Here is a 22,892-nt window from a genome sequence, read left to right on the forward strand (position 1 = left end):
CACACCCACTCCCTGAGGCTGGCGAAGGCCTTTTCCGCGCCTACACGCTCCCGTGCGAGCAGGCTGATGAAGTTTCCCAGGAACAGCTCCACGTTCTTGCCGGTGAAGCCCTGGGAGGTCTTGAAGTGGCGTTTGTAGTGGGTGCGTCCGGCCAGCGATTCAGCCGGGATAGACACCTTCACGTCCTGGCGCATGAGGGTCCAGAAGGCATCGAGCACGCCCTTGCTGGAACACAGGCGGAAAGACTCCAGGCCGTACTGAAACAGCCCGTCGAGATGGCCGGCCAGCTCGGCAAAGGTGCGGTTGTCGATCATGGCGCCCGTCTGCATATCGGCCGAGCCGTCAGCGAACTGCTGGACGATGGAGTGGTGATAGCGCAGCTCGATCCGCCAGACAGGTGCTTCGGGGTCGTAGTTCTGGTCGTCGTCGGAATTGAACGGGTTGTCCATGCCGGACCAGACCGAACGCCAGTAGTCGAGCTTGTCGATGCTCCAGGCCTGCAAGGACTTGTTGTAGATGGCGAGCTGTATGCCTGACGCAGAACCGAACAGGAAGGACTGGCCACGGCCATAGGAGACGGCTTCCCCGTCGTAGTGGACTTCCTTGATGCCGGAGAGGTCGCGGCGGGTACGGGCGCGGCATTGCAGGCGGTCGATCAGATCGGCAGGCGGGTTCCAGCCCTGCACGTCCAGGGCGAGGTGGACAGCGCACTGGTTGGGCTCGACATGTTGCATGGCTGCCTTGACGAAGCGGTCCATCCACTCCTGCAGGACCTCGGGCGTGCACGACTGGATGGCGAGCGGGCTCACTTCGAACTTCATGTGGGCGCCGATCACGTCGATCTTCACGTTGAAGTTCTTCAGCAGGAGGACGAAGCCGAGGTCGGCGTTCTGCAGCTTGTACTGATAGCCCGAATCGCGACCTACACGCCCGGCGTGCCACTGGTGCCCCGCAAATTCGACGATGTCGCCCTGCTCCACCAGAGAGACAACCTCAGGACGCAACATCCCACGGTACTGAGGTCGATCGCGGGCATATAGCAAGCCACTCATCCTCAGCAGATTTCTACTCGTTCCAGGGATTAACCAGGGGAATTCCAAACGCTTCGAAGTGACGGACGTTTCGAGTAACGATCCGCGCTCCATGGAGTCGGGCAATCGCCGCAATCTGCCCATCGGCCATGTCGGCTATTTTCCCCCTTTCTTCACTGGCCGCGACCAGATCGGGGTAATGCATAGCGGCATCTACTTCGAAGGGCAGGATATTGCCTGCGAAATCCTCATCGAACATGGCGGTCGCAACTGCGTACAGCGCGTCCTTATGCTTACCGTCAGGCATTTGCGCAACGCCGTAGAGAATCTCCGCGACAGTGATGGAACAGATGACCAGGTCACTGCTTTCCTGAGCGTCCACCCAAGCGATGACATTCGGGTCGGGCTTCGCGCGCATCAGCTCGGACAGCACATTGGTGTCGAGCAGGATCATTCATCAAAGTCCGCTGCACGGGCCTTGGTCTTGCGCTCAGGTAGTTCGATGTCTGCGCCGCCCAAAGCCGCAAAACGGCTATGAATCCGGCTACCCAATCCACCACGCTTTTCCTGCAGAGCGAGAGCTTGGGAGAGGATCACCCGGACCTCTTCCTCCATCGACCGACCATGACTGGCCGCAACGACGCGAAGCAGTGCCTTCAAGGCATCATCCAGGTTGCGAATCGTGATGCTAGCCATGGGAACCTGATCAGTATCAGCATCGACGAACACTTGCGTAGGAGTATTCCGATTCACTCTTGGCCACATGGACCACCTTCACGCTTCGTGATGACCTTGCAAAGTCATCCATGCGAGGCAATCCACATGCAAATTCATGTTGGTGAACGCAGGGAAGGTGATGTTCTGACACTGAGGGTTCTGGAAGGAGTCAGCGAATCAGTGTTGATGGCGATGTTGAAGGTGGAGGGAATCGAGATCGTGATTGGGCCGATTGTGAATGGCTCGGCACGGCTCGAACTCCGGGCGCCTAAAAGGATGTTGGTCCTGGTGGAGAAGGCTCCGCCAGGGCCGGTAGCGATTGATTCAAGCTGACTATCGAGAACCCCGCCCTGGCGGGGTTCTCTTTTGAGTAACGTGTGGCTGTTGGCCTTAGCTGCGCCCAGCGCCAACCGGAGAGACAACCGCAAGCGACAGAGCTGGTTCTTGCCGACGAGGGCGGCCTGGTGCCGCAGGGATTGGCAACTGTATTTGTTCAGGCAACCTCGTGTCGGTATTGTTCGCCATGGCTCGGCCACGCAGGCGGTGAGAGCCTTACGAACCCTTTCATTGCCCCGACTGCAGGGCTTCGGACTCGCCAGTTCCGGTAACAATGAGCGCGTGATGCCGTCGGATTTTTCACCTGGGATGCCTGGTGAGTTTTACCGCGAGCTACGACGTTGGCCCAGATAAAAGACAGATAAAAACCAGTATCCCGCACGGAGCATCAATGACGTTCATTTCTTATGCGCAGAATTTCGAAGACATCAGGCTGTGGCGTGCGCTGAAGTTCTTTGAAAATGGGTTTTATATTGATGTTGGCGCCAACGATCCCTCAGTTGACTCAGTAACGCGTGCGTTTTACGAGCGCGGCTGGCGAGGAATAAACATTGAGCCGGCCCAGGCGTTTCACGATGCTCTGTGCGAGCACAGGCCCAATGATATAAATCTGCGCTGCGCGGCGGGCGACAGCGAAAAGGAACTCACCTTTTACGACATACCTGGAACCGGGCTGTCGACGCTGGATGCCGATTTGGCGAGAACGCACAAAGATGCCGGCTACGACGTACAAAGCAAAGTCATTAAATCCAGAACGCTGCGCTCGATATGCGAAGAGCACGCTCCAGAGACCATTCACTTTCTGAAGATCGATGTCGAAGGCCACGAGGAGTCCGTCTTGCGTGGCATGGATTTCAGCAAGTGGCGGCCATGGATCGTTCTTGTGGAAACACCGTTCGACAGGTCCCCCACGTGGGAGCGAATCCTCACGGAAGCGTCCTATCGCTTCATTCAGTTTGACGGGCTCAACAGCTTCTATCTGGCGGAAGAGCATCTGAACCTGATCGGCGCTTTTGAAACACCGCCGAGTTTTCTGGATGAATTCAAGCTGTGCTACGGCCACCATTTCAGCTTTCCGGTCGGGGAGCTGGAGAACGCGTTAGCAGCCGAGCAGCAACGTGCCAACCAGGCGGAGGCGGAGCTTCTTGCTCTTAAACAGAGCCGGTCCTGGCGGGCAGTGCAAGTGTTCAGGGCGATGCTGGGTCGCCGCTGACGCGAATAGTTTCGAAGCCGAAGTCCACCCGCCACTCGCCCAGCAGGACGTTCTCCACGGCGATATCCAGCCGTTTGGCGAGAGTGGGTTACTGACAGTGGTAGCCGGCCACTCGCTGCTTGGTGGCGACGACGCGGCGCAGAGGATGCCGGCCTCACGGCTCTGCAGAGCTGCCTGCGACGGGGTTGCCGCAACGCTGGAGCAGCCCAGTCGGCCCTGGGAAGACAACTTGCGCGTGCATTGGGCTCACCTCAACGACGGACGTGTCGCCAGCAGCAGGCCGGCAAAAATCAACGCCCCACCGAACCAATGGTAAGCCTGCAACCCCTCACCCAACAGCAGGTAGCCCAGCAACGCAGTGAACACTGGCATCAGGTAGTTGGTGAGCACAGCCTTGGCCACCCCCAGTACGCGGATGCCCTGGTTCCAAAGCAGGTAGGCCAGCAGCGAGGCAGCAACGCCGGTGTAGGCGATGGCAGCGAGGTTTTCCGTGGAGAGTTCGAAGCGCTGCCCGCTGGCGAGCTCCAGCAAGTAGAACGGCAGCAGCATGGGCACGCCGCACGCCACCAACGCCCCCAGGAGCACCAGCGGCGGCAGCTTGAAGTAGCTGTTCCAGCGGCGCAGCAGCAGGGTGTAGAGGGCCCAGTCGACCACGGCGAGCAACATGATGAGGTCGCCCGGGTTGAACGACAGGGCGGCCAGTTGCTCCAGCCGCCCCTGGGCGATCAGCACCAGCAGGCCGACGGTCGCCACCGCCATGCCGAGCCACGCGCGTCGGGGTGGCCATTCGTTGAGCAGGACGCCAGCGCCGATAAAAGTTGCAAGCGGTAGGCAAGTGTTGAGCAGCGTGAGGTTGATGGCCACCGTCGTGCGCGCAGCAAAGTAGAGCAACACGCTGTAGGTGCTGATACCCAAGGCTGCCACGACCAGCAGACGCCACCCGGCGTAGCGCAGGGCGCTGCGGTGCTCCCACATGGGACGGGCTACGAAGGGCAGGAGAATGGCCAGCGCGAGGCTCCAGCGCCAGAAGGCCAGGCTGAAGGGCGGGATGGCATCGTGGAAAGCACGGGCGACGAGCGCGTTACCGGCCCAGAAAACGCTGGCCGCAAGCAGGCCGAGCCAAGCCAGGCCAACGGCCCGGCTGTTGTACTGCGTCATGGTTCAGTTCTGTCCGAGTGGGCGCAGGCGGTACTGCGGCGGCAGTTGTTCCATGCCGCTGACGGTGACGTTGAGGTTCTTCCAGATACCGTCCTTGATGCCGTAGATGCAGCCATGTACGGAAAGCTCCTGGCCCCGGTGCCAGGCATTCTGGACGATGGTGGTGTGGCTGACGTTGGCCACTTGTTGGATGACGTTCAACTCGCAGAGGCGGTCGACGCGTTCCTCTTCAGTAGCGAAGGTGGCCAGGTGCTCGCGCTGCTCGTAATAGAGGTCGCGGATGGTGCGCAGCCAGCCGTCGATCAGGCCGTACTGGGTGTCGCGCATGGCGGCGCGGACGCCACCGCAGCCGTAGTGGCCGGTGACCAGGATGTGCCGCACCTTGAGCACGTCCACGGCGTACTGGATGACCGACAGGCAATTGAGGTCGGTGTGCAGCACGACGTTGGCCACGTTGCGGTGGACGAAGAGGTCGCCAGGCAGCATGCCGACTATTTCGTTGGCTGGCACGCGGGCATCGGAGCAGCCTATCCAGAGGTACTCCGGCACCTGCTGTTTGGCCAATTTGGCAAAGAAGTCCGGATCTTGCTGCTTGATCTTCTCGGCCCAGCGCGCGTTGTTGTCGATCAGCTGTTGCAGGTCGCTCATGCGTCTTCTCCTCTTCTGGCTGGCGGCACCTTACGGAGCACCGGGAGCTTTGGCAATGGCCTGCGCGGGACTCAATCGATCAAGGTGCAGGCCATCACCAAGGCGTCTTCACGGCCACCCACGGCGGGGTAGTAGTCGCGGCGACGGCCGATTTCATTGAAGCCGTAACGCTCGTACAGGCGGTAGGCGGACTGGTTGCTGGCGCGCACTTCGAGGAAACATTCGCCGGCCTGCAGCTCGCGGGCGCGCTCCATCAGGCGCTCCAGCAGGCGCAGACCCAGGCCGCGGCCCTGGCTTTCCGGCTTGACGGTAATGTTCAGCAGGTGGGCCTCGCCGACGATGACGTTGATCACGCCATGGCCAACCTGCTGACCGCCCTCGAACATCAACCAGCAGTCGTAGGACTTCAAGCTGTCGGTGAAAATACCGCGAGTCCAAGGGTGGCTGAAGGCGGCATACTCAATTTTCAGTACGGCATCGAGATCCGCCTCGGTCATCGGGCGGAAGGAAACAGCGTCGGTCATTCAGTGCTCTTCCAGCGGCGCATCACACGGCGCATGGCTTGCCAGAGTTCGCCCTTGCGCTCGGGCTCGTCCATCAACAGTTCCAGACCAGGCAGTGCCCAGGCGGCGCCCAGGCCTTCAACCTGCAATTCGCGGTTGAAGGCGGTGGCATCCACCTCACCGGCAAAGCGCACCGCTGGGAGGCCTACCAGCCAGAGGCAGGCACAGTTGCCCTGCTCTTCTACGCGCATGCCGACGAAGCCCTGAACGAAGTCTCGGGCCGCGTCTGGGCCCTGGTCCATGTTGCCGCGGCTGAGCAGCGGCCAGCGCACCGGTTCGCCGAGGATCTGCGGGCTGTCCGGCAGTCCGGCGGCGCGCAGGAGGTCCTTCAGCAGCAGGTAGGCCGGATCGCGGCTCTGGAAGGGTTCGCCGGTGGGCAATTCCACCAGAAGCAGGCAGTTGCCGGCTCGCAGCAGTTGCAGGGAGAAACGCGGCGGCGGCAGCGTTTCCACCTTGGCCGGTGCGGCTTCGGGTTCGGCAGCCGCTTCGGGTTCGGGCTGGGCGGCCGGGCGCAGAGTGCTGCCTGGACGGGGAACCTCGATCTTGGCGCGCACGGCGGTCGCCGCCTGGCGGGCCTCCGCTGCGGGTGCTTCGGAAGTTACGTCGGCAACTGGCTTTGGAACGTCCTCAAGGGGGACCTTCGGGGCCAGGGCCAGCAATTCGGGGTTGGAGGGCGCGGCAAAGGGCAATGCCACGCGGGGTAGCCAGGTGGCTACCTGCATGGCATCGAGATATGCGCGACGACGGTGTTCTGTGATCAAACGTCAGCAACCTGTGGGTGAGCCTTGCGCACGCCGGCCTGCATCAGGTTCAGCGCGTTGAGGTAGGCCTTTGCGGAGGCGACAACTATATCGGTATCCGCACCGTTTCCGTTGACGATTCGTCCGGCTTTTTCCAGGCGGACGGTGACTTCACCCTGGGAATCGGTCCCCTGGGTGATGGCGTTGACCGAATAGAGCTGCAGGCTCGACTCGGAGGTCGCCAGGCTTTCGATGGCCTTGAAGGTGGCATCCACCGGACCGGAACCGTCGGCGCTGGCGCCCTGCTCCACGCCGTCGATGGACAGCACCAGCTTGGCCTGGGGCACTTCGCCGGTCTTGGAGGCGACCTCCAGGTAGACCAGTTTGAAATGCTCCGGCGCCTCCTCGCCAAGGGTGTCGGAGACCAGCGCCTGCAGATCTTCGTCGAATATCTCGTGCTTCTTGTCCGCTAGCTCCTTGAAGCGGGCGAAGGCGGCATTCAGGTCGGCCTCGCTGCCCAGCTGGATGCCGAGCTCGTCCAGGCGGGTGCGGAAGGCGTTACGCCCGGAGTGCTTGCCCAGCACCATCTTGTTGGTGTGCCAGCCAACGGACTGGGCGGACATGATCTCGTAGGTCTCGCGGTGCTTGAGCACGCCGTCCTGGTGGATGCCTGACTCATGAGCGAACGCGTTGGCGCCGACGATGGCCTTGTTCGGCTGCACCGGGAAGCCGGTGATGCCAGAGACCATCCGCGAGGTGCTGAGGATGTGAGGGGTGTCGATGTTGGTGTAGACGCCGAGTACATCCTGGCGGGTCTTGATGGCCATGACGATCTCTTCCAGCGCGGCATTGCCGGCACGCTCGCCCAGGCCGTTGATGGTGCATTCCACCTGGCGGGCACCTACGGCAACGGCGGCCAGGGAGTTGGCCACGGCCAGCCCGAGGTCGTTGTGGCAGTGCACGGAGAACACGGCCTTGTCGGCATTGGGGATGCGCTGCAGCAGCTGGCGCATGGTTTCTGCGTACTGGTGCGGAATGGCGTAGCCGACGGTATCGGGGATGTTGATGGTGCGGGCACCGGCATCGATGGCGGCTTCGATGATGCGACAGAGGAAATCGATCTCCGAGCGCCCAGCGTCTTCGCAGGAGAATTCCACGTCTTCGCAGAGGTTGCGTGCACGCGTCACCGCCCGAATGGCCTGCTCCACCACCTGGTCCGGCTGCATGCGCAGCTTGTACTGCATGTGGATGGGGCTGGTGGCAATGAAGGTGTGGATTCGCGCGGAGTTGGCGCCGGCCAGGGCTTCGGCGGCGCGGTCGATATCGGCATCCACGGCTCGGGACAGGCTGCACACGGTGCTGTCCTTGATGCTGTCGGCAATGGCCTTGACCGCCTCGAAGTCGCCGGGGCTGGCAATGGCGAAGCCGGCCTCGATCACGTCCACCCGCATGCGCTCCAGGGCCTTGGCAATGCGCAGTTTCTCCTCCTTGGTCATGGAAGCGCCGGGGCTCTGCTCGCCGTCCCGCAGGGTGGTGTCGAAGATGATGACGCGATCTTGGCTGCTCATGTCTCGCTCCTCACGACCCCACCGTACGTGCGGCCGGGGCTCAGGCTGATGGTGCCGGACTGCTTGTGGCTACGGCTCCAGATCAGGGAATTGTGGCGTGAAAAGCCGTGGTCGGAAAGGTCGGCGGGCGGCTGGTGAGCGGGGGCAGAGAAACACTGTAGGAGTGCCTCCCAGGACCTCAATTGATCGGCGTGGCCGTCAGGTTCGCGCTGATATCCGCGTTCTGCACCTTGATGCCGTACATGGAGGTGACGGCGCCGCCCGAGGGGTGGACGTGTTGCAGGCGGTCGACGTTGATTTCCTTGAAGTGGATGCGGCCGTTCACCGCAAAGCCCAGCGGGTCGGGGGTGACGGGGGTGCAGCTGCCGCCGTTGTTGGTGCAGACCCTGGTCGGGGCAACGTCGAGGTTGAGGTCGGCGTTGAAGCCGTAGGTGTTGGCGTTGGGGTCGCTGGGGTTGCCGTCGGAGGTGGAGAGGTTATCCACAACCAGTTGACTACCGGTGCCGGCGACGCCGTTGACACGGTTGGTTTCCCAGACGATCTGGTTGCGCTTCTCGTCCGTGGCCACGCCGTTGCTGGTGCTTTCGATCGCGGTATCGCGCACGAAAACGTTCTTCAATTTCACCGACACCCCTTCATTGCCCCGATCCTCCCAGCGACCGCCGCTGGCCGAGCAGGCACCTGCATTGGCGCCGCTGCCGCCGACGCACAGGGCGCCCGCACCACCGGAGCTCACCGCCAGCGTGGAGCCCAGCTCAAAGCGCTTCAGTACCAACCGGCCAAGGCTGGTGCCGGTGGCGCGATCCCCCCAGCGCAGGTCGCTGACCTCCAGCTTCGACCAGTAGGTGCCCTTTCGCAGTTCGATGCCGTTGTTGCTCACGTCCACCGAGCCATCGCGGAAGTGCATGTCGTAGGTGGTGCCGGCCAGCCAGAGGCCCTTGCCGGTTTCATCCACCGTGATGGCGGCGCGGGCGTCGCTGAAGACGAAATCGGCGTTGTAGCGCAAGCCTTCTCCACTGTTCCCCCCCGGCAGCAGGGTGATCTGGCCATTCAGGTTGAAGTCGTAGGCCGGGAAGATTTCCATCAGCACCAGCAGTTCGGTGCCGCCCTGCAACGGCGCATCGGCCGAGCCAACGCGCAGGCCATCAAAGCTGTAGCCGCCCTTGATGTTGGAAAGCCCCAGGCGCAAGCCGTCGAAATGGCCGTTGTAGCTGCCCTTGCCCATGTCGCTCTGGGTGCCGGCGTAGCAACCGGTGACGGCCCCGCCCGCGCAACTCTTGGTCAGGTCCAAGGTGAGCTGGCCGGTGCCGTTGGTGCGCAGGCCGCTGAACCACATGCTGTTGCCGTTATCGGTGAGGGAAACCGAGCTATTGGCCATGTTCCAGCTGATATCGGCGGTCAGGCCCTTGGCCCCGGAGTTGGGATCGCCGCCCGGGCGCAGCTTGAGCCAGTTCTGCTTGGCGCCGTCATCGGCGAAGTTGAGGTCGATGGCCAGGCTGCCGAGTTTTTGATTGGTCGGGTTACCGATAATCAGGCCGCCCAGGGTGGCGTTGAGCTTGAGATCCTGGAAGGCCACCTGTGCATAACTGCTGCCTGCGTCCTGGGCCAGGTCGATGGTCAGGCCACCGAGGCTGCGCAAGGTGCCGGAAAAGTTCTCGGCGCGCAGGATGCCTTCGTCCTGGTACTGGAACAGGCTGCTGCCGATGTTCAGGTCCGGGCGGATGCGGATGCCTTCGCCGCTGGCGCCCCCGCTGGCGACGCTGAGGCTGCCGCCCAGGTGCAAGTCCATGTTCAGCTTGCCAAAGCTCCGGCTGGCGTTGGTGTCACGCGGATCTGGCGCGCCGGGCGTCGCGGGCGTTGCCGTGGGGTCGCCATGGGCGAGGTCGAGGCTGATGCCGCCGACGGTCCCGACGAAGCGGGCGTCCCCCAGGTTCAGCTTGACCTCCTGGCCCGTGCTGCCGCTGACGATGTCCAGGTAGGCGTTGTCCAGGTAGGTGTCGAAGGACAGCCCTTTGACGATGAGGTCGAAGCCATTGTCGCGGTAGTAAAAGGTCACATCGGTGAGGGACAGCCGACTGTCGTCCACCGCGATGCCACTGACGCCACTGGCCCCGCCACCCTTCAGCTTCAGGGTGGCGCCCAGGGTGTAGAAGGCGCGCAAGGAACCGAAGCTCTTGCTACTGCCCTCCATCTCGATGTTGTTCACCGCCAGCACCTGCGGGCTGGCGCTGTGCTGGACCTGCAACTGGCCATCCTGCACATCGAGGATCGACTGGGACGTGCTGGTAGTGCCATTGGCGGCGCGATTGCTCACATCCCGCAGGTTGAGGCTGCGGCCGTCCTGGGTGTAGCTGACGTTGCTGGCCGACCAGCCCTGACTGGAGGTTTCCAGGCTGATGCCGCCCTGGCCGCTGACCGAGGCCATGGTGGAGTCGTCCAGCGCTTCCATGGCCAGGGCCTGGGAGGCGAGGAGCATGCCAAACAGCAAGGGGGCTGGGCGCATGGGCGGTTCCTCAGTTCTTCGGGAAAATCAGCACGCTGCCCTGCATGCGGATGGTGCCGTCAATCTTCGCCGAGAAAATATTCGTCTGCTGGTAACTGGGGTTGCCGCCATTGGCGACGGTGCCGGACTTGTTCTGCCAGCCGCCCTGGTTGGCCACGCCGAAGGCGAAGCTGCCGTTCTTGAAGCGCATCTCGTTAGGCAGGCCGAGGGCCAGGACATCCTGGTTGAAGGCCGCACCGTCGCCGCCGAAACCGCTGTTGATCAGTCGGGTGTTCAAGGTCAGGCCCTCGAAGCTGAAGATGCCCTTGAGGTTGTCCAGCACATACCAGCCGCCATTGGCCTCGGAACGGATGGCGATGCGCAGGCCGCAACTTTCCGGGGTGGCGGCACCAGCGATGGCGCAGCTGCGCTCGTTGGCCGTCCATGTGGCCGGGTTGTTGGACGCCGGTGTATTCCAGAGCACGCCACCGTTCTTGTTGATGCTGAATTCGCCAGAGAGATACACCCCGCCCTGCCCGCTCATCTGGCTCAGGTCGGCGTCTTCCAGCGCCTGCAGTTCAGCTCTGGCCAGCATGGGAAGCACTAGCAACGTAGCCAGGTAGAGCGCCCTAGAGGTCATGGCTGGTCACCTTCAGGTAATTGATGCTGAGGCCCTGGATGGCGTTGTAGCCGAAGTTGTAGCCGCCGCTGTTGAAGCTGCCGCTCCCGGTCTGGAGGCTGTTGATGACGATGTTGGTGCGCGGCGCGTTGGCGTAGAAGTCAGCAGCCAGGGCGTCTTTCTGCGCCTGGGTGGTGCCGGACGCCGTCGGGTTGGGCAGCTCCAGCACGAACTGGCCGTTGCTGCTCACGTCGAACAGCAACGGCTGGCTCTTGCCATAGCCGAGGGAGATGTTGGCGTAGGCGTTGTTGAGGAAGAGGGTGCGGTCACGCTGCTCGGTGGCGGTCGTGCAACCGGTGGTGCCGGCCGCGCAGCTCATGATCTGCAGGCTCTTGGTAAAGAGGTTGACGCGCGCCTCACCGACCATCTGGTTGCGACCGCTGTCGCCCCACAACCGCAGGTAAGAGCCATCCATCGCCAGTTCGGAGAAGTCCAGGTTGAGGATGTCGGTACGTCCGGCCGCCACCTGGAAATCGAAGCGAATCCCCAGGTCGACCTTTTCGCTGGCCCGGCTGGAGCAGCTGTTGCCGGCACCGGCGAAACCCCCAATACAGGCTTGGCCGGCAGCACCGGTCAGCCGCTCGGGAAACATGAATTCCAGGACAGTGACATTGCTCGGGGTGGTCTGTACCCACTGCCCGTCGTCGCGCAGGGTCCGCATGTCTTCGCCCTTGGCCAGGTTCAGGGCGAAGGGATGGTCGAGCCGACCAATGGTTACCGGGCTCAGGTTAGCGCCTTTGTTGCTGCCGGCGGCGCCGAGGTAGAACTCCTTCACCGCAATGGGGACGTTCTGCTTGGCGGCGTTGGTGATGTCGTTGATGGTGATGGTGGCGTTGTTGGCGTCCAGCAGGACCTGATCCAGCACGAAGCCGATTCCGGCACCGTCCACATTGGAGAGCTCCGCGTCATCCAGCGCCTTGAGTTCAGCCTGCGCTGTGGCGGCGGCCAGCGACATCAGGATCACGATGGTTCTGCGCATGCTCAGCACCCCGCGGTGGCCGTGCCCAGGCAGGTGTCCTGCCGCGGGATGCCATTGAATGCCTGCTCGAAGTCGATATTGATCGGCGATACCAGGTTGCCGTTGGCGTCGCGGTATTTGGGCATGTTCATGAAAGCGCCCTTGAGGGCGGTCATGAAGGCGTTCTGGTCCATGTCCTTCCACGCCAGGTCCTGGGTCTGGAATGAGATGAAGAAGCCCTTCGCCGCGCCCTCCATGGTGTTCATGTTGCTGATGTTGCCCACCGGCAGGGATTTGAAGTCGCTGAGCGGGAAGCAGGTATTAAGGGAAAGGATGCCGCAACCGCTGGACTTGAACAGGCTGAGCAGAGCGTCGGAGAGGCCGCCGAGGTTACAACCGCTGACGCAACTCAGCGCCGTGCCATTGGTGAGGCCGGCCATGCCACCGCGTACCGGATCGGCGTTGCCGCTGGAGTTCACCAGGGTGGCGTCGGCCTGCAGCTTGGTCGAGTCGCTGATACCGGCCAGCGCCAGGAGGAACTGATCGAACCCCGAAGCCTCGTCGATGATGGGCTTGGCCGTGCCGGTGATGTGCACCGGGATGTTCCCGGTCAGGCTCTGGATATCCCCTGATAACACCCCCTTGGCCTCGCCGAAGCCAATGCGCACACCCACCACCTTGTTGCCGGAATAGGCCAGTTCGACGAAGGGATCGGCGATACGGAATGGGTTAACCGAGCCGTCCGCATTCACGGTGCCAAGGGCGAAGTTGTTGATGAGGATGTCGGACGAACCGGCGACTTCCCCCGCCCGGGTAACGGCGTCGTCGTACTGGCCGAGCTGGAGCTTCTTCATGTTCAGCTGGGTGTCGACGTTCACCCCGAAGTTGACGCGGGTGTAATTGATCCCGGCATTGGCATCGGTGGTCAGGTTGATGAAGGCCTGGCCGGTGATGTTGGACAGTTCGCTGTCGGCCAGCTCTTCCATTCGCGCATGGGCGATGGACGTGGAAAACACCCCGGCAAGAAGAATGGCCTTCAGCGACCAGGCGGGCAGCGGATTCGAACGCATGGCGACATCCCTGATTGTTCTTGTATGGGCAAGCGACGAAGACTCGTCCCCTTTCTAGCCACTATAAGGAGGCAAGCCGGGAAGCGTCCCGACCCATAGTCGAGTTGCGGGTGCTTGTCAGGAAGTCGGCGACGGATAGCTGTTACCCATCGCAACAATGGGGTAACGCCGAGGTCAGCCCTGGCGGAACAGGCCGATCAGGTGATCGGCGATGGCGCCCTTGATGTTCGAGACCTCCAGCCGGGAGTTGCGTCCCAGGCGGCTCGTATCGATGCGATGCAGGTGCAGCGATGGCATGCGTGCCTCGTACTCGCGCAGGTCGCCCTTGGCCAGCACCGGCAGGAACTGCTCGCCGCGGGCCTGGTAACGCTGGATCAGCATTCTCAGGCCGTCATGGAAGGGCAGTTCGTGGGACGCACTGAGTCGATGCTCGCCGGGAATCTTCAGGTAGAGGCCGGTCGAGCCCAGCACTTCACCGGGAAGGATGTGGATACCGGTGGGCAGCACGGCGTCGACGGGAATCTCATGGAAGGTGTCGTGCCAGGCCATCTCGTCGGGAAGGATGGTGATGCTGCCGTGTTCCTCTTCGGGCACCACGAAGCTGTAGCGGCTGTAGAGCTTTTCTACATAGCCCGAATAGACGCACAGGCGGTTTTCGAAGTGCAGCAGGAAGTCGATGGCCTCCTGCCGGTTGGTGATGGCGTCGAGGTCCCAGTACTGGTCGTTCTGGCGTTCCAGCTCGGCCCAGCGGGCGTCGGCGAGAAGTGCGGATTCGGAGCTCATGGTTCCTGCAGTCATACAGCGGACGTTTTCCTAACGCAGAAAACATGCCAGCGAATTCAATCACTTGCACGGGGAATTCGGACGCTTTCCGGGTCTCTGATAGCACGACGCCAGTCGCAATCTGCCAAAAAACGTCAGTCCGCGACGGGTGTCGCTCCTCTGATCGGTTGAAGCTCAATCGCCGCCAGCAACCTGAAGTACAATCGCCTCTTTTTTCAGCGAACCCCGGCCAATCGATGATCGATCCCAAGCGCGTACTGCGCGCCCTAGCCGAACACTGGACGTTGCTCGAGCCGCTCTGCGAGCGCTTCGATGCCGGCACCCTGAGCCTGGTGGAACTGCGCGTGCAGCTCGCTGGCCAGTTGCCGGAGGGCACGCCCACCGACGTGACCGCCCTGCTCGACCTCTGGGTGCGCCTGGATATCCTGGTTCCCGTGGCCAAGAGTCCGAACCGTTTCGAGCTGAATGCGCAGATCCACGACTTCCTCGCCTACCTGCGGCGCGAACACCGTCTCGGCCTGTGCCTGGAGATCGAAGCCTACCTGCGCCACCTGGAACGCCTTGCCGGCTACATCCAGGAAGCTTTCGAAATCCGCGACGGCAACGACCTGGCGCGCCAGCTGCGCCTGCTCGACATGCGTGTGCGCGACGTCCTGAAGAAGCTCGACAACGACGAGCAGGCCCTGATGGCCGTGGCCGATCGCGCCAAGACCAGCGACCGGCAGATCCCTCTGCGCCAACGCTACGCCGAGGTACTGGCGACCTGGGACGAGTACGTCGAGCCGATGATCCAGCTGGTCGCCGCCGATGGCGCCTTCGAGCAAGGCGTGCGCCGTGTCGAGCAAGTGCTGCTGCGCCTGCTCGGCGAGCAACAGCGCCTGGGCCAACTGGTGGACGACGACCTGGTACTGCGCACCCACGCGCGCATCCTGGAAATGCAAACCAGCGCCCAACTGACCCTGCGCAAGGCCCGGGAACTGCTGCTGCCGCTGCGTGAAGAAGCACGCCGGCACAACGCCGTGACCCGTGGCGCCGCCCTGGCCCTGTCGGTGATCCGCAAGAAGGGCCTGGATGCCGTACCTCAAGCAGCCATGCCGCTGTTCACCCGGCCGCAGACCACCTTCCTCGGCAGCGGCTCGCAGGTGGAGGCCTATGTCTACGCCCTGGCACGCTTCCAGCCGAAACCGGCGCACTTCCCGAAATCCGGCGGCACGCGCAAGGCCGCTGCTCCGCGCTCACCGAAGACCGCGCGGGAAATGCTCGACCGTTGCGAGCAGGCCTTGCCGTTACCGGACCTGATGGTCTGGCTGCTTGAGCAGGAGCCCGAAGGCGCCACAGACGAACTCCTCTACTGGTTCTCGCGTCTTTCCCGCGATTCGCGCTTCTCGCGCGATCGTCTGGAGCGTCGTGACTACCTGACCGCCGAGCACCAGGTCAGCCTGAGCTCCTACGCCCTGATCAAGAGCCCCAACGCCGCGGCCGAGAAGACTTCCTGATGAATATCGACCTGAAAGAAATGACCCAGCTGGCGCCCATCTTCCGCGAGCTGTTCAAGGGCTACCACCTCTCCCGCAGCGAGCCGGAGTGCTACGCCCAGTTGTCCACCATGCAGGACCAGTACCGTGCCCTGTTCAAGGGCCTCGGCTTCGAGCTGGTCTGCGACCCGCGTGGGTTCTACTACTTCGTGCCGGAGCAGATGGGCGCCCAGGTGAACAAGACCGCCCAACGCCTGGCATTGTTCACCTTCATATTGGTTGAGCACCTGGCCGACCAGGGCCGCGACCCGCTCTCCGTGCTCGATGGCGGCAGCATCGGCCGCGACGAACTGCCGGCCCTGCTGGAGAAGTACCGCGACCTGTTCATGCAGGCCGAGGTGAGCACCCATGAAGAGCTGGAAGAGAAGGTGATCCGCCGTCTCACCCAGCTGGGCTTCGCCGAGGACAGCAACGGCATTTACCGCTTCCTGCCGCCGATGCACCGCTTCCTCGACGTGTGCCTGGCCGTGCAACACGACCGCGACCTAGCTGCCAGCCTGCACAGCACCGACCTGGAACTGCGTGCCCCAGTGCTCATGGATGACGACAGTGGCGACACGATCATCCCCATCGACACCCCTGAAATCGTCGAAGAATCCGCAGAGTCAGAAGAAGACGCCCTGGCCCGCGCCATGGCCGAAGAACGCTCAGCCCAGGAGGAAGACGCATGAGCCAGGAACGCTACGGCATCCGCCGCTTCGCCCTGCTGAACACCGCTGGATACAGCCTGGGCCTGTTCCCGCTGGAAACCCCGCTGTCGATCTACGGCGCCAACAACCTCGGTAAATCGGCGTCGATCAACGCGCTGCAGTTCCCGATCCTGGCGCGCATGTCGGACATGAGCTTCGGCAAGTACAGCCTGGAGCAATCGCGCAAGTTCTACTTCGCCACCGATACCAGCTACATCCTCGTTGAAGTCTCCCTGCCCCACGGCCCCCACGTGATCGGCGTGGCCGGTCGCGGTCCGGGCGGCGGCTTCGGCCACCAGTTCTTCGCCTACCGTGGCGAATTGAATCTGGAGCACTACCAGCGCGACGGCACCTGCCTGCGCCAGCGTGAGCTGTTCAACAGCCTGGAACGCGAAGGTATCAAGGCCTACGAACTCAAGCCCGATGAGCTGCGCCGCCTGCTGGTGGGTGGTCACACGTCGATCCCACTGGACCTGACACTGATCCCGCTGCGCTCTACCAGCGAACAGAGCCTGAAGACCTTCCGCTCGCTGTTCATCAACCTGCTGCACATGCGTGAAATCACGGCGGCCAAGCTCAAGCAACTGTTCCTCGATGCCTTCGAGCACAGCCTGCGCTCCGGCAGCGTGGACTACATCGCTGCCTGCGAAGAGGCCTTCCGCGACGTACGCCGCATGGAGCAGGACTATCAAGCGCTGGTCTCCGCCGGCCCACTGGTGGAAGCCCTGGCCAACGGCGTGGCCCAGCGCGAGACCCTGCGCGGCAAACTGCACCGCATCTCCCCGCTGCTGGATTCGCTGCTAGGCACCTGGCAGGACTACTCCGGCGCCCGCCGCGAGGAGCTGGTGATCCAGGCCGAGCACTACCGCAACGAACAGGACGGCCTGCAGAACGAACAACGTGGCGGCACCCAGGAAATGATGCGTCTGGAGCGCGCCATCACCGAGAACCAGCGCTGGCTGGGTGAGCTGGCGGTACTGAAGAACCGCTTCGCTCTGGTGGAAAACGCCAAGGTGCTGGAGCAGCAGCTGCTCGCCGCCAAGGACGCCCACGACGAACTGGCTGGCGCCTTGGCTCAGTCTCGCCAGTTCTCTGCCGAGGATCTGGACGAACGCCTGCGTGATCTGGAGAAGCGCCTGAAGGCGGTCAAGCAGCAGCTCGACCACGCCGACAACAACAGCTACTCGCGGCTGCGCGAAGAGTTCTCCCAGGCGGACGTCGACCGCCTGATGCGCCTGTTCAACGGCCAGCTGTTCAGCCTGCCTTTGGGTGAGAAAGGTATCCAGCTGGACGACGGCGGAGCCTGGGTGAAAACCCTGGAATCCGTGCTCGACCAGTTCAAGGGCAGCCAGTTCGAAGTACCGGGCCTGTCCATCGACCTCTCCCACATCGAGCCGCCGGCCCTGCAGGCCCTGGCCGACCGCGCCGCCCTGCGCGACCAGAAGGACCGCCTGGAGCGCGAGCTCAAGCAGCTCAAGACCCAGCAGTCCGTGGCCGCCGACCGCGCCGCGAGCAAGGCCCAGGCCGAGAAGCTGTACCAGGACGTGCTGGACGCCCAGAAAGCCCTGGAAGACTTCCGCAAGGCCCAGACCCTCAGTGCTGAAGAGCCCGCCAAGCTGGAAGAGCTGGCGCAGCTGGAAGCCACCCAAGACGAACTCAAGCGCTCCGCCGATGCCTTCACCGAACGCGTCCAACAGCTCTCCGCCAAGCTGCAACTGGTGGGTCGCCAGCTCGCCGACCTGGAAGCCAAGGAACGCACCCTGGAAGACGCCCTGCGCCGCCGCCAGCTGCTGCCCGCCGACCTGCCCTTCGGCAAACCCTTCATGGACCCGGTGGACGACAGCCTGGACAACCTGCTGCCGCTGCTCAACGACTACCAGGACACCTGGCAGGCGCTGCAGCGCATCGACGGCCAGATCGAAGCGCTCTACGCCCAGGTCCGCCTCAAGGGCGTGGCCAAGTTTGACAGCGAAGACGACGCCGAGCGCCGACTGCAGTTGCTGATCAACGCTTATGCACATCGCCAGGACGAAGCCCTGACTCTCGCCAAGGCACGCCGCGCCGCAGTCACCGACATCGCCCGGACCCTGCGCAATATCCGCAGCGACTACGACAACCTGGAACACCAGCTGGCGCTGTTCAACCGCGAGATCAACAAGCGCCAGGTTTCCAACCTGCAAAGCTTCCGCATTGTCCTCGCCCCGAACAAGGAAGCCCTGCGTCACATCGATCAGATCATCCAGAGCGCCGGCCAGTACGAGGAGGGCGAGACCCTATCGGTCTTCGACCTGACCAACTCGAGCGATCAGGATGCGAAGAACGAAGAGGCCAAGGAATACCTGGCGCGCCTGGTGGCCGCCAACGGCAACCAGCTGGGCCTGAAAGACCTGTTCGAACTGGCCTTCGAGATCACCAAGGTGCATGGCCAGCCGGTCATTCACACTGATATCGACGGCGCCGCCTCCAACGGCACCACGATGACGATCAAGGCGCTGACCAACATGTACCTGCTGTTGCACCTGATGGATCGCGAGCAAGCCGGGCGCATTCGACTGCCCTACTACCTGGACGAGGCGGCAGACATCGACGAGCGCAACCAGCAGGCGCTGATCGAAACCAGCCAGCAACTGGGCTTCACACCCATCCTCGCGTCGGTCAAGCCGCAGGTATCGGCCAACGTCGCCATCGACCTGGAAGGCGGCAGTGGCCCGAACGGCATCTACATCGACGAGGCGGACTGGAAGTTCATCAAGCGTCGCGACGTGGCTACCGCCACCCAGGATGCGAAGGACGAGGCGGCCGAACCCGCCTGATCCGTTCGCCAGAAAAGCAAAAGGGCCGCGGATTGCGGCCATTTTGTTTGTTACGCGGTTACTTCGCCAAAGGAATCTTCGGCGCCCAGGTCAGCCACTCGTCCTCGGCATCGTCATGCAGGGCGAAGGTCTGGCCATTGAGTGCAGCGTTGCCCATCTGTCCTTCGTTCGGTGTGGCGAAGGAAATCCCGCCCTCCACCAAGGACTCCAGGGAGCCGGTTCGCACCTTCACACCATCGAACAGGCTGGCATCCACCCCAACACCACTGGTGTGCCAGAAGCGGCTGCCGCTGTGCACCAGGGGCGCGTAGCGCGGCTCAATGAGTACATGGATGAAGACGCGGTCGGCAGTCTTGCCCAGCTCGTAGGAAAGCACTTTGCCCACCGGTACTTCGCGGTAACTGACGATCACGCCCGGTTTGAGGGAGCCACGGCGCGGCGCGCTGAGGGTGATGCGCAAGCCCTCCTCACGGGCGACCGGGTCCGGCGATTCAGGCAGCGCAGTGAAGCGCGTCTGCGCGGCCCCAGGCTTGGCAGCCGGCAGGACTTCCAGGTACTGGCCGCTGACGAGAGTGTCCAGGTTGGCCGTTCGCAACAGGCCGAGCTCCGGACGTACCACCCAGAACTGGCTGCCGGCACGAGCGATGCGGTCGTCTGCCTGCGTGAGGCGAGCCTTGACCACTACGCCAGAGAGGTCGTTGCTCAGGATCACCGACTCCACCTCGCCCACATCGATGCCCCTGAAGCGGATCGGCGTACCTTCCTTGATGCCTTCAGCCTGGGGAATGGCGATCTCGATGACAGTACCCTTCTCGATGGCCAGCGCTTCATTGTCGAACAGCGTAAAGCGGCGCGGGCGGGTGACGAGCTTGGCCTTCGGGTCCGGTGTGGTGAAGGTGATGCCGCCCGACAACAGGGTCTGCAGGGATTCGCTCTTCACTTCGACGCCCGACAGTCCGCCCTTGAGGGTAATACCGCTGGAGTTCCAGAAGCGAGTGGACTCGTTTACCAGCTTGGTGAACTCGGGCTCGATGTGGACGCCGATTACCACGCGCCGCTGGTCACGGGACAGTTGATAGCTCTGCACGCTGCCCACGCGCATCTGGCGAAACAGGATCGGGCTACCGACTTCCAGGGAGCCGAGGCGATCGCTGGTCAGCACCAAGTGCAGGCCAGGCGCATCGGTATTGAGCGGGGGCGCCTTGGGTCGAACCTTGAACTCCCGGGTCGGCGTACCCTCCTTGGCAAAGCGCACGGCAATGTAGTTGCCCTTCACCAGGGCCTCGATACCGGTGATGCCTGCCAACGAAATCGACGGTTTCACCGTCCAGAACTCGGTGCCTTCGACAAGATAGTCCTCGGTACGCGGCTCCATGGTCAGCTCGGCGGTGGCGCCGGTGAAGTCCTTGTCCATATCCAGCTTCTTCAGGGTGCCGACCTGCACGCCGTTGTACATCACCGGCGTGCTACCCGGGCTTAGACCGCTGACGTCATCCATGCGCAGCAGCACCCTCAGGCCGGCTTCGGCAGACTCGAAGCCGTCATACAGGCGGAACGGGATGCTGGGATCGGTGGGAGGGCTGTCCTGACGGTGCTCTGGAGTCGCGAACGCTATGCCGCCAGCCATGATGCTGAGCACGGACTCAGTGCGGATCTTCACGCCTGCCAATCCCGCGGTAACGTTGAGGCCACTGGCATTCCAGAAACGCGTGTGCTTGCGCACCAGATGCGCATAAGGCTGCTCAATGTGTACCTTGATTTCGACCGTGCGCTGATCTTCGGCCAATTGGTAACTCTTCACCTGGCCAACCTGAATCTGTCGGTAATAGACCGGGCTGCCATGCTCAAGGGACCCCAGGCGTTCAGCCTTCAGGGTAAGGTGCAGACCGGGCAGCGAGTCGGACAGTGGCGGCGGTTCGGGCAGCGCGATATATCGCCGCGCCGCCTCCCCCTTCACGGGATCAATGGCGATATAGATACCGGAGACCAGGGTTTCCAGGCCCGTCACCCCGGCCAGGGAAACCCGCGGGCGAACCAGCCAGAAACGGGTGTCCTTGCTGAGGTAAGGTTCGGCCTCCTTCATCACCTCAACCGTGGCCACCACACCTTGGATGTCATCGCTGACATGCAGGTCGACCACCTTGCCCACCTGGATTCCCTTGTACATCAGTTGGGTCTTGCCCACCTGGATACCATCGCCGTTCTCGAAGCGAATCTGAATCTCGATACCTGCTTCGCTCATGGCTTTCCAGGCCAGCCAGAGGCCAATGAGCAGCGCCACCAGCGGTAGTACCCAGATTGCGGACCAGCTCGTGGTTTTGCGGGTTTTCGGGGTTGGCAACTCAGGCATTCTCGTCGTCCATATCAGTGTTGTCCCAGATCAGTCTGGGGTCGAAGGTCACTGCCGCGATCATGGTGGTCACCACGACACTGGCGAAGGCCGCCGCTCCCAGGTTGGCTTCGATACTGGCCAAGTTGCCGAAGTTCACCAACGCCACGAGGATGGCAATGACAAAGATATCCAGCATTGACCATCGGCCAATCCATTCGATGAAGCGATACATCAGGATGCGCTGACGCGGCGACATGGGCAGTCGCCGTTGCACTGAGTAAAGCAGCAGCGCAATCCCTACCAGCTTGAAGGTGGGAACGAGGATGCTGGCAACAAAAACCACCAGCGCGATTGGCACCATCTCGGCATGAATCAGTTCGAGCACGCCGCCCATGATCGTAGAGGGGGACCCGCTGCCAAAGAAATTCACCGTCATGATCGGCAGTACGTTGGCTGGGACATAGAGGATCGTAGCCGTAATCAGTAGCGCCCAGGTTCGAACGATACTGTTGGGTCGCCGTGGGTACAGTACTGCGCCGCAGCGGCGGCAGTGGCCATGATCCTCATCCGAGTCTGGACGATTCAACTGGTGGCATTCGTCGCAGACGATAATGCCGGCATCAATGGCGCGCATGAGTCTCTCCTTCTGCTTCCAGCGCATCCCAGACCTGATGCGGCGACATCGTCACCTCGAGCCATACCTGAGACAGCAGCAGGCCAATGAAGCAGACCAGACCGATACCAAGATGCAGGTCGGCCAGATCGATCAGCTTCACGATGGAAACCAGAATTCCCATGAGGTAAACCTCGAGCATCCCCCACTCCCGCAAATGGTGATAAAGCCGATAGAACAGCAGTCCCAGGCCAAGTGCGCGGCGAGTTTTGATGCAGACCAGCACAGTCAGTTGGCAGAGGAGCTTGATCAGCGGTATGACCATGCTGCAGAGGAACACCAACACCGCAACGGCTTCCATGCCGGTGTTGTAGAGGCCAACAACACCTGTCCAGACCGTGTCATGGGTCGTCTGCCCAAGCAGGTTGAGTTTCATTATGGGAAGGAAATTGGCCGGGACGAACAGCAGCAACGCCGTCAACACCAAGGCCATGGCACGACGCTCCATCTTGGAGCGATGCACCATCAGCTCATAGCCGCACCTGGGGCAACAGGCTTTCTGTTCTTCATCAAGGTCCGGGCGGCGCATCAACAGATCGCATTCGTGGCAGGCGATCAGGTCGTGCAAAGGTAGGTCGGAAAGCGGGCGTTGTTCAGCCTGTTCAGGCATGGTGGCAAGGCTCTCAAGATGTCGCGGCTATTCTAGACGAGCGGAGCGCAGGCGGTTGCGATTCAAGAGTTTCCGGGCGCTACCAACTTCGTGAGTCGGCAAACTTTCGCAGGCGCAAAGACAAACCCCCGACCCGCTTACGCGGATCGGGGGTTTGGGATAGAAGCTTGACGATGACCTACTCTCACATGGAGAAGCTCCACACTACCATCGGCGATGCGTCGTTTCACTGCTGAGTTCGGGATGGGATCAGGTGGTTCCAACGCTCTATGGTCGTCAAGCAATTCGGTTGGG

At 62.4% G+C, this 22,892-nt stretch carries 21 protein-coding genes and 1 rRNA gene; 5 read left to right on the plus strand and 17 right to left on the minus strand.

Annotation, left to right across the window (positions count from 1 at the left end; translation table 11 throughout):
- The 3 genes from E8F20_RS11690 to E8F20_RS11700 form a co-directional block, all read right to left on the minus strand.
- Positions 1-1,052 (minus strand): hypothetical protein (locus E8F20_RS11690; protein ID WP_280283869.1); only part of this gene is annotated, 1,052 nt, incomplete at its 3' end.
- Between the two features lie 13 nt (positions 1,053-1,065).
- Positions 1,066-1,485 (minus strand): type II toxin-antitoxin system VapC family toxin, encoded by a 420-nt coding sequence (locus tag E8F20_RS11695; RefSeq protein ID WP_280283870.1) that lies wholly within the window; start codon positions 1,483-1,485, stop codon positions 1,066-1,068.
- Positions 1,482-1,727 (minus strand): plasmid stabilization protein, encoded by a 246-nt coding sequence (locus tag E8F20_RS11700; protein WP_280283871.1) that lies wholly within the window; start codon positions 1,725-1,727, stop codon positions 1,482-1,484. Before E8F20_RS11700 ends, E8F20_RS11695 begins: the two co-directional genes overlap by 4 nt.
- 126 nt (positions 1,728-1,853) lie before the next feature.
- Here E8F20_RS11700 and E8F20_RS11705 point away from each other — a divergent pair, with 126 nt between their 5' ends.
- Together E8F20_RS11705 and E8F20_RS11710 are read left to right on the plus strand one after the other, a co-directional pair.
- Positions 1,854-2,081 (plus strand): hypothetical protein, encoded by a 228-nt coding sequence (locus E8F20_RS11705; protein ID WP_280283872.1) that lies wholly within the window; start codon positions 1,854-1,856, stop codon positions 2,079-2,081.
- A gap of 394 nt (positions 2,082-2,475) precedes the next feature.
- Positions 2,476-3,297 carry an FkbM family methyltransferase gene (locus tag E8F20_RS11710; RefSeq protein ID WP_280283873.1) on the plus strand — a complete coding sequence of 274 codons (822 nt, stop codon included), beginning with the start codon at positions 2,476-2,478 and terminating at the stop codon, positions 3,295-3,297.
- 246 nt (positions 3,298-3,543) lie between these two features.
- On the opposite strand, the gene E8F20_RS11715 is transcribed toward E8F20_RS11710, so the two are convergent.
- The 10 genes from E8F20_RS11715 to E8F20_RS11760 form a co-directional block, all read right to left on the minus strand.
- Positions 3,544-4,455 (minus strand): DMT family transporter, encoded by a 912-nt coding sequence (locus E8F20_RS11715; RefSeq protein WP_137823671.1) that lies wholly within the window; start codon positions 4,453-4,455, stop codon positions 3,544-3,546.
- Positions 4,456-4,458: 3 nt separating this feature from the next.
- Positions 4,459-5,103 (minus strand): carbonate dehydratase, encoded by a 645-nt coding sequence (can, locus tag E8F20_RS11720; protein WP_028629909.1) that lies wholly within the window; start codon positions 5,101-5,103, stop codon positions 4,459-4,461.
- Between the two features lie 71 nt (positions 5,104-5,174).
- Entirely contained in the window at positions 5,175-5,627 is a 453-nt protein-coding gene (rimI, locus tag E8F20_RS11725; RefSeq protein ID WP_028629908.1) for a ribosomal protein S18-alanine N-acetyltransferase, read from the minus strand.
- Positions 5,624-6,427: an energy transducer TonB gene (locus E8F20_RS11730; protein ID WP_280283874.1), complete on the minus strand. Its 804-nt coding sequence runs from the start codon at positions 6,425-6,427 to the stop codon at positions 5,624-5,626. Before E8F20_RS11730 ends, rimI begins: the two co-directional genes overlap by 4 nt.
- A complete protein-coding gene (locus tag E8F20_RS11735; protein WP_280283875.1) occupies positions 6,424-7,974 on the minus strand; it encodes a 2-isopropylmalate synthase in 1,551 nt (516 codons plus the stop codon). Before E8F20_RS11735 ends, E8F20_RS11730 begins: the two co-directional genes overlap by 4 nt.
- Positions 7,975-8,152: 178 nt before the next feature.
- Positions 8,153-10,477 (minus strand): DUF6160 family protein, encoded by a 2,325-nt coding sequence (locus tag E8F20_RS11740; protein WP_280283876.1) that lies wholly within the window; start codon positions 10,475-10,477, stop codon positions 8,153-8,155.
- Positions 10,478-10,487: 10 nt separating this feature from the next.
- Positions 10,488-11,096, minus strand: coding sequence for a DUF6160 family protein (locus E8F20_RS11745; protein WP_137823674.1), 609 nt, complete (start codon positions 11,094-11,096; stop codon positions 10,488-10,490).
- Entirely contained in the window at positions 11,086-12,114 is a 1,029-nt protein-coding gene (locus tag E8F20_RS11750; protein WP_280283877.1) for a hypothetical protein, read from the minus strand. The genes E8F20_RS11745 and E8F20_RS11750 overlap by 11 nt, the downstream gene beginning before the upstream one ends.
- A 2-nt stretch (positions 12,115-12,116) precedes the next feature.
- Positions 12,117-13,163: a DUF6160 family protein gene (locus E8F20_RS11755; RefSeq protein WP_280283878.1), complete on the minus strand. Its 1,047-nt coding sequence runs from the start codon at positions 13,161-13,163 to the stop codon at positions 12,117-12,119.
- Positions 13,164-13,337: 174 nt separating this feature from the next.
- Positions 13,338-13,946: a hypothetical protein gene (locus E8F20_RS11760; RefSeq protein WP_280283879.1), complete on the minus strand. Its 609-nt coding sequence runs from the start codon at positions 13,944-13,946 to the stop codon at positions 13,338-13,340.
- 236 nt (positions 13,947-14,182) lie between these two features.
- On the opposite strand from E8F20_RS11760, the gene mksB reads away from it, so the two are divergent.
- Genes mksB through mksF form a run of 3 tightly spaced genes read left to right on the plus strand, consistent with a single transcriptional unit; the run spans position 14,183 to position 18,983 of the window.
- Positions 14,183-15,442 (plus strand): Mks condensin complex protein MksB, encoded by a 1,260-nt coding sequence (gene mksB / locus E8F20_RS11765; protein WP_280283880.1) that lies wholly within the window; start codon positions 14,183-14,185, stop codon positions 15,440-15,442.
- Positions 15,442-16,152 carry an Mks condensin complex protein MksE gene (mksE, locus tag E8F20_RS11770; RefSeq protein WP_280283881.1) on the plus strand — a complete coding sequence of 237 codons (711 nt, stop codon included), beginning with the start codon at positions 15,442-15,444 and terminating at the stop codon, positions 16,150-16,152. Before mksB ends, mksE begins: the two co-directional genes overlap by 1 nt.
- Entirely contained in the window at positions 16,149-18,983 is a 2,835-nt protein-coding gene (gene mksF, locus E8F20_RS11775) for an Mks condensin complex protein MksF (RefSeq protein ID WP_280283882.1), read from the plus strand. Before mksE ends, mksF begins: the two co-directional genes overlap by 4 nt.
- A gap of 58 nt (positions 18,984-19,041) precedes the next feature.
- Here the strand turns inward: mksF and E8F20_RS11780 are convergent, their stop codons facing one another.
- The 4 genes from E8F20_RS11780 to rrf form a co-directional block, all read right to left on the minus strand.
- Positions 19,042-21,333, minus strand: coding sequence for an MlaD family protein (locus E8F20_RS11780; RefSeq protein WP_280283883.1), 2,292 nt, complete (start codon positions 21,331-21,333; stop codon positions 19,042-19,044).
- Complete coding sequence (locus E8F20_RS11785; RefSeq protein ID WP_280283884.1) at positions 21,326-21,949, minus strand: paraquat-inducible protein A; 624 nt, start codon at positions 21,947-21,949, stop codon at positions 21,326-21,328. Before E8F20_RS11785 ends, E8F20_RS11780 begins: the two co-directional genes overlap by 8 nt.
- Complete coding sequence (locus E8F20_RS11790; RefSeq protein WP_280283885.1) at positions 21,936-22,598, minus strand: paraquat-inducible protein A; 663 nt, start codon at positions 22,596-22,598, stop codon at positions 21,936-21,938. The genes E8F20_RS11785 and E8F20_RS11790 overlap by 14 nt, the downstream gene beginning before the upstream one ends.
- Positions 22,599-22,763: 165 nt before the next feature.
- Positions 22,764-22,879, minus strand: a 5S ribosomal RNA gene (rrf, locus tag E8F20_RS11795).
- Between the last annotated feature and the right edge of the window lie 13 nt (positions 22,880-22,892).

Source organism: Pseudomonas sp. BN415, assembly GCF_029871195.1.
GTDB classification, from domain to species: domain Bacteria; phylum Pseudomonadota; class Gammaproteobacteria; order Pseudomonadales; family Pseudomonadaceae; genus Metapseudomonas; species Metapseudomonas resinovorans.

Coding starts and splice junctions, on each gene's coding strand:
- E8F20_RS11695 (WP_280283870.1), bottom strand. CDS start 1,485: ATGATCCTGCTCGACACCAATGTGCTGTCCGAGCTGATGCGCGCGAAG.
- E8F20_RS11700 (WP_280283871.1), bottom strand. CDS start 1,727: ATGGCTAGCATCACGATTCGCAACCTGGATGATGCCTTGAAGGCACTG.
- E8F20_RS11705 (WP_280283872.1), top strand. CDS start 1,854: ATGCAAATTCATGTTGGTGAACGCAGGGAAGGTGATGTTCTGACACTG.
- E8F20_RS11710 (WP_280283873.1), top strand. CDS start 2,476: ATGACGTTCATTTCTTATGCGCAGAATTTCGAAGACATCAGGCTGTGG.
- E8F20_RS11715 (WP_137823671.1), bottom strand. CDS start 4,455: ATGACGCAGTACAACAGCCGGGCCGTTGGCCTGGCTTGGCTCGGCCTG.
- can (WP_028629909.1), bottom strand. CDS start 5,103: ATGAGCGACCTGCAACAGCTGATCGACAACAACGCGCGCTGGGCCGAG.
- rimI (WP_028629908.1), bottom strand. CDS start 5,627: ATGACCGACGCTGTTTCCTTCCGCCCGATGACCGAGGCGGATCTCGAT.
- E8F20_RS11735 (WP_280283875.1), bottom strand. CDS start 7,974: ATGAGCAGCCAAGATCGCGTCATCATCTTCGACACCACCCTGCGGGAC.
- E8F20_RS11740 (WP_280283876.1), bottom strand. CDS start 10,477: ATGCGCCCAGCCCCCTTGCTGTTTGGCATGCTCCTCGCCTCCCAGGCC.
- E8F20_RS11745 (WP_137823674.1), bottom strand. CDS start 11,096: ATGACCTCTAGGGCGCTCTACCTGGCTACGTTGCTAGTGCTTCCCATG.
- E8F20_RS11750 (WP_280283877.1), bottom strand. CDS start 12,114: ATGCGCAGAACCATCGTGATCCTGATGTCGCTGGCCGCCGCCACAGCG.
- E8F20_RS11755 (WP_280283878.1), bottom strand. CDS start 13,163: ATGCGTTCGAATCCGCTGCCCGCCTGGTCGCTGAAGGCCATTCTTCTT.
- E8F20_RS11760 (WP_280283879.1), bottom strand. CDS start 13,946: ATGAGCTCCGAATCCGCACTTCTCGCCGACGCCCGCTGGGCCGAGCTG.
- mksB (WP_280283880.1), top strand. CDS start 14,183: ATGATCGATCCCAAGCGCGTACTGCGCGCCCTAGCCGAACACTGGACG.
- mksE (WP_280283881.1), top strand. CDS start 15,442: ATGAATATCGACCTGAAAGAAATGACCCAGCTGGCGCCCATCTTCCGC.
- mksF (WP_280283882.1), top strand. CDS start 16,149: ATGAGCCAGGAACGCTACGGCATCCGCCGCTTCGCCCTGCTGAACACC.
- E8F20_RS11780 (WP_280283883.1), bottom strand. CDS start 21,333: ATGCCTGAGTTGCCAACCCCGAAAACCCGCAAAACCACGAGCTGGTCC.
- E8F20_RS11785 (WP_280283884.1), bottom strand. CDS start 21,949: ATGCGCGCCATTGATGCCGGCATTATCGTCTGCGACGAATGCCACCAG.
- E8F20_RS11790 (WP_280283885.1), bottom strand. CDS start 22,598: ATGCCTGAACAGGCTGAACAACGCCCGCTTTCCGACCTACCTTTGCAC.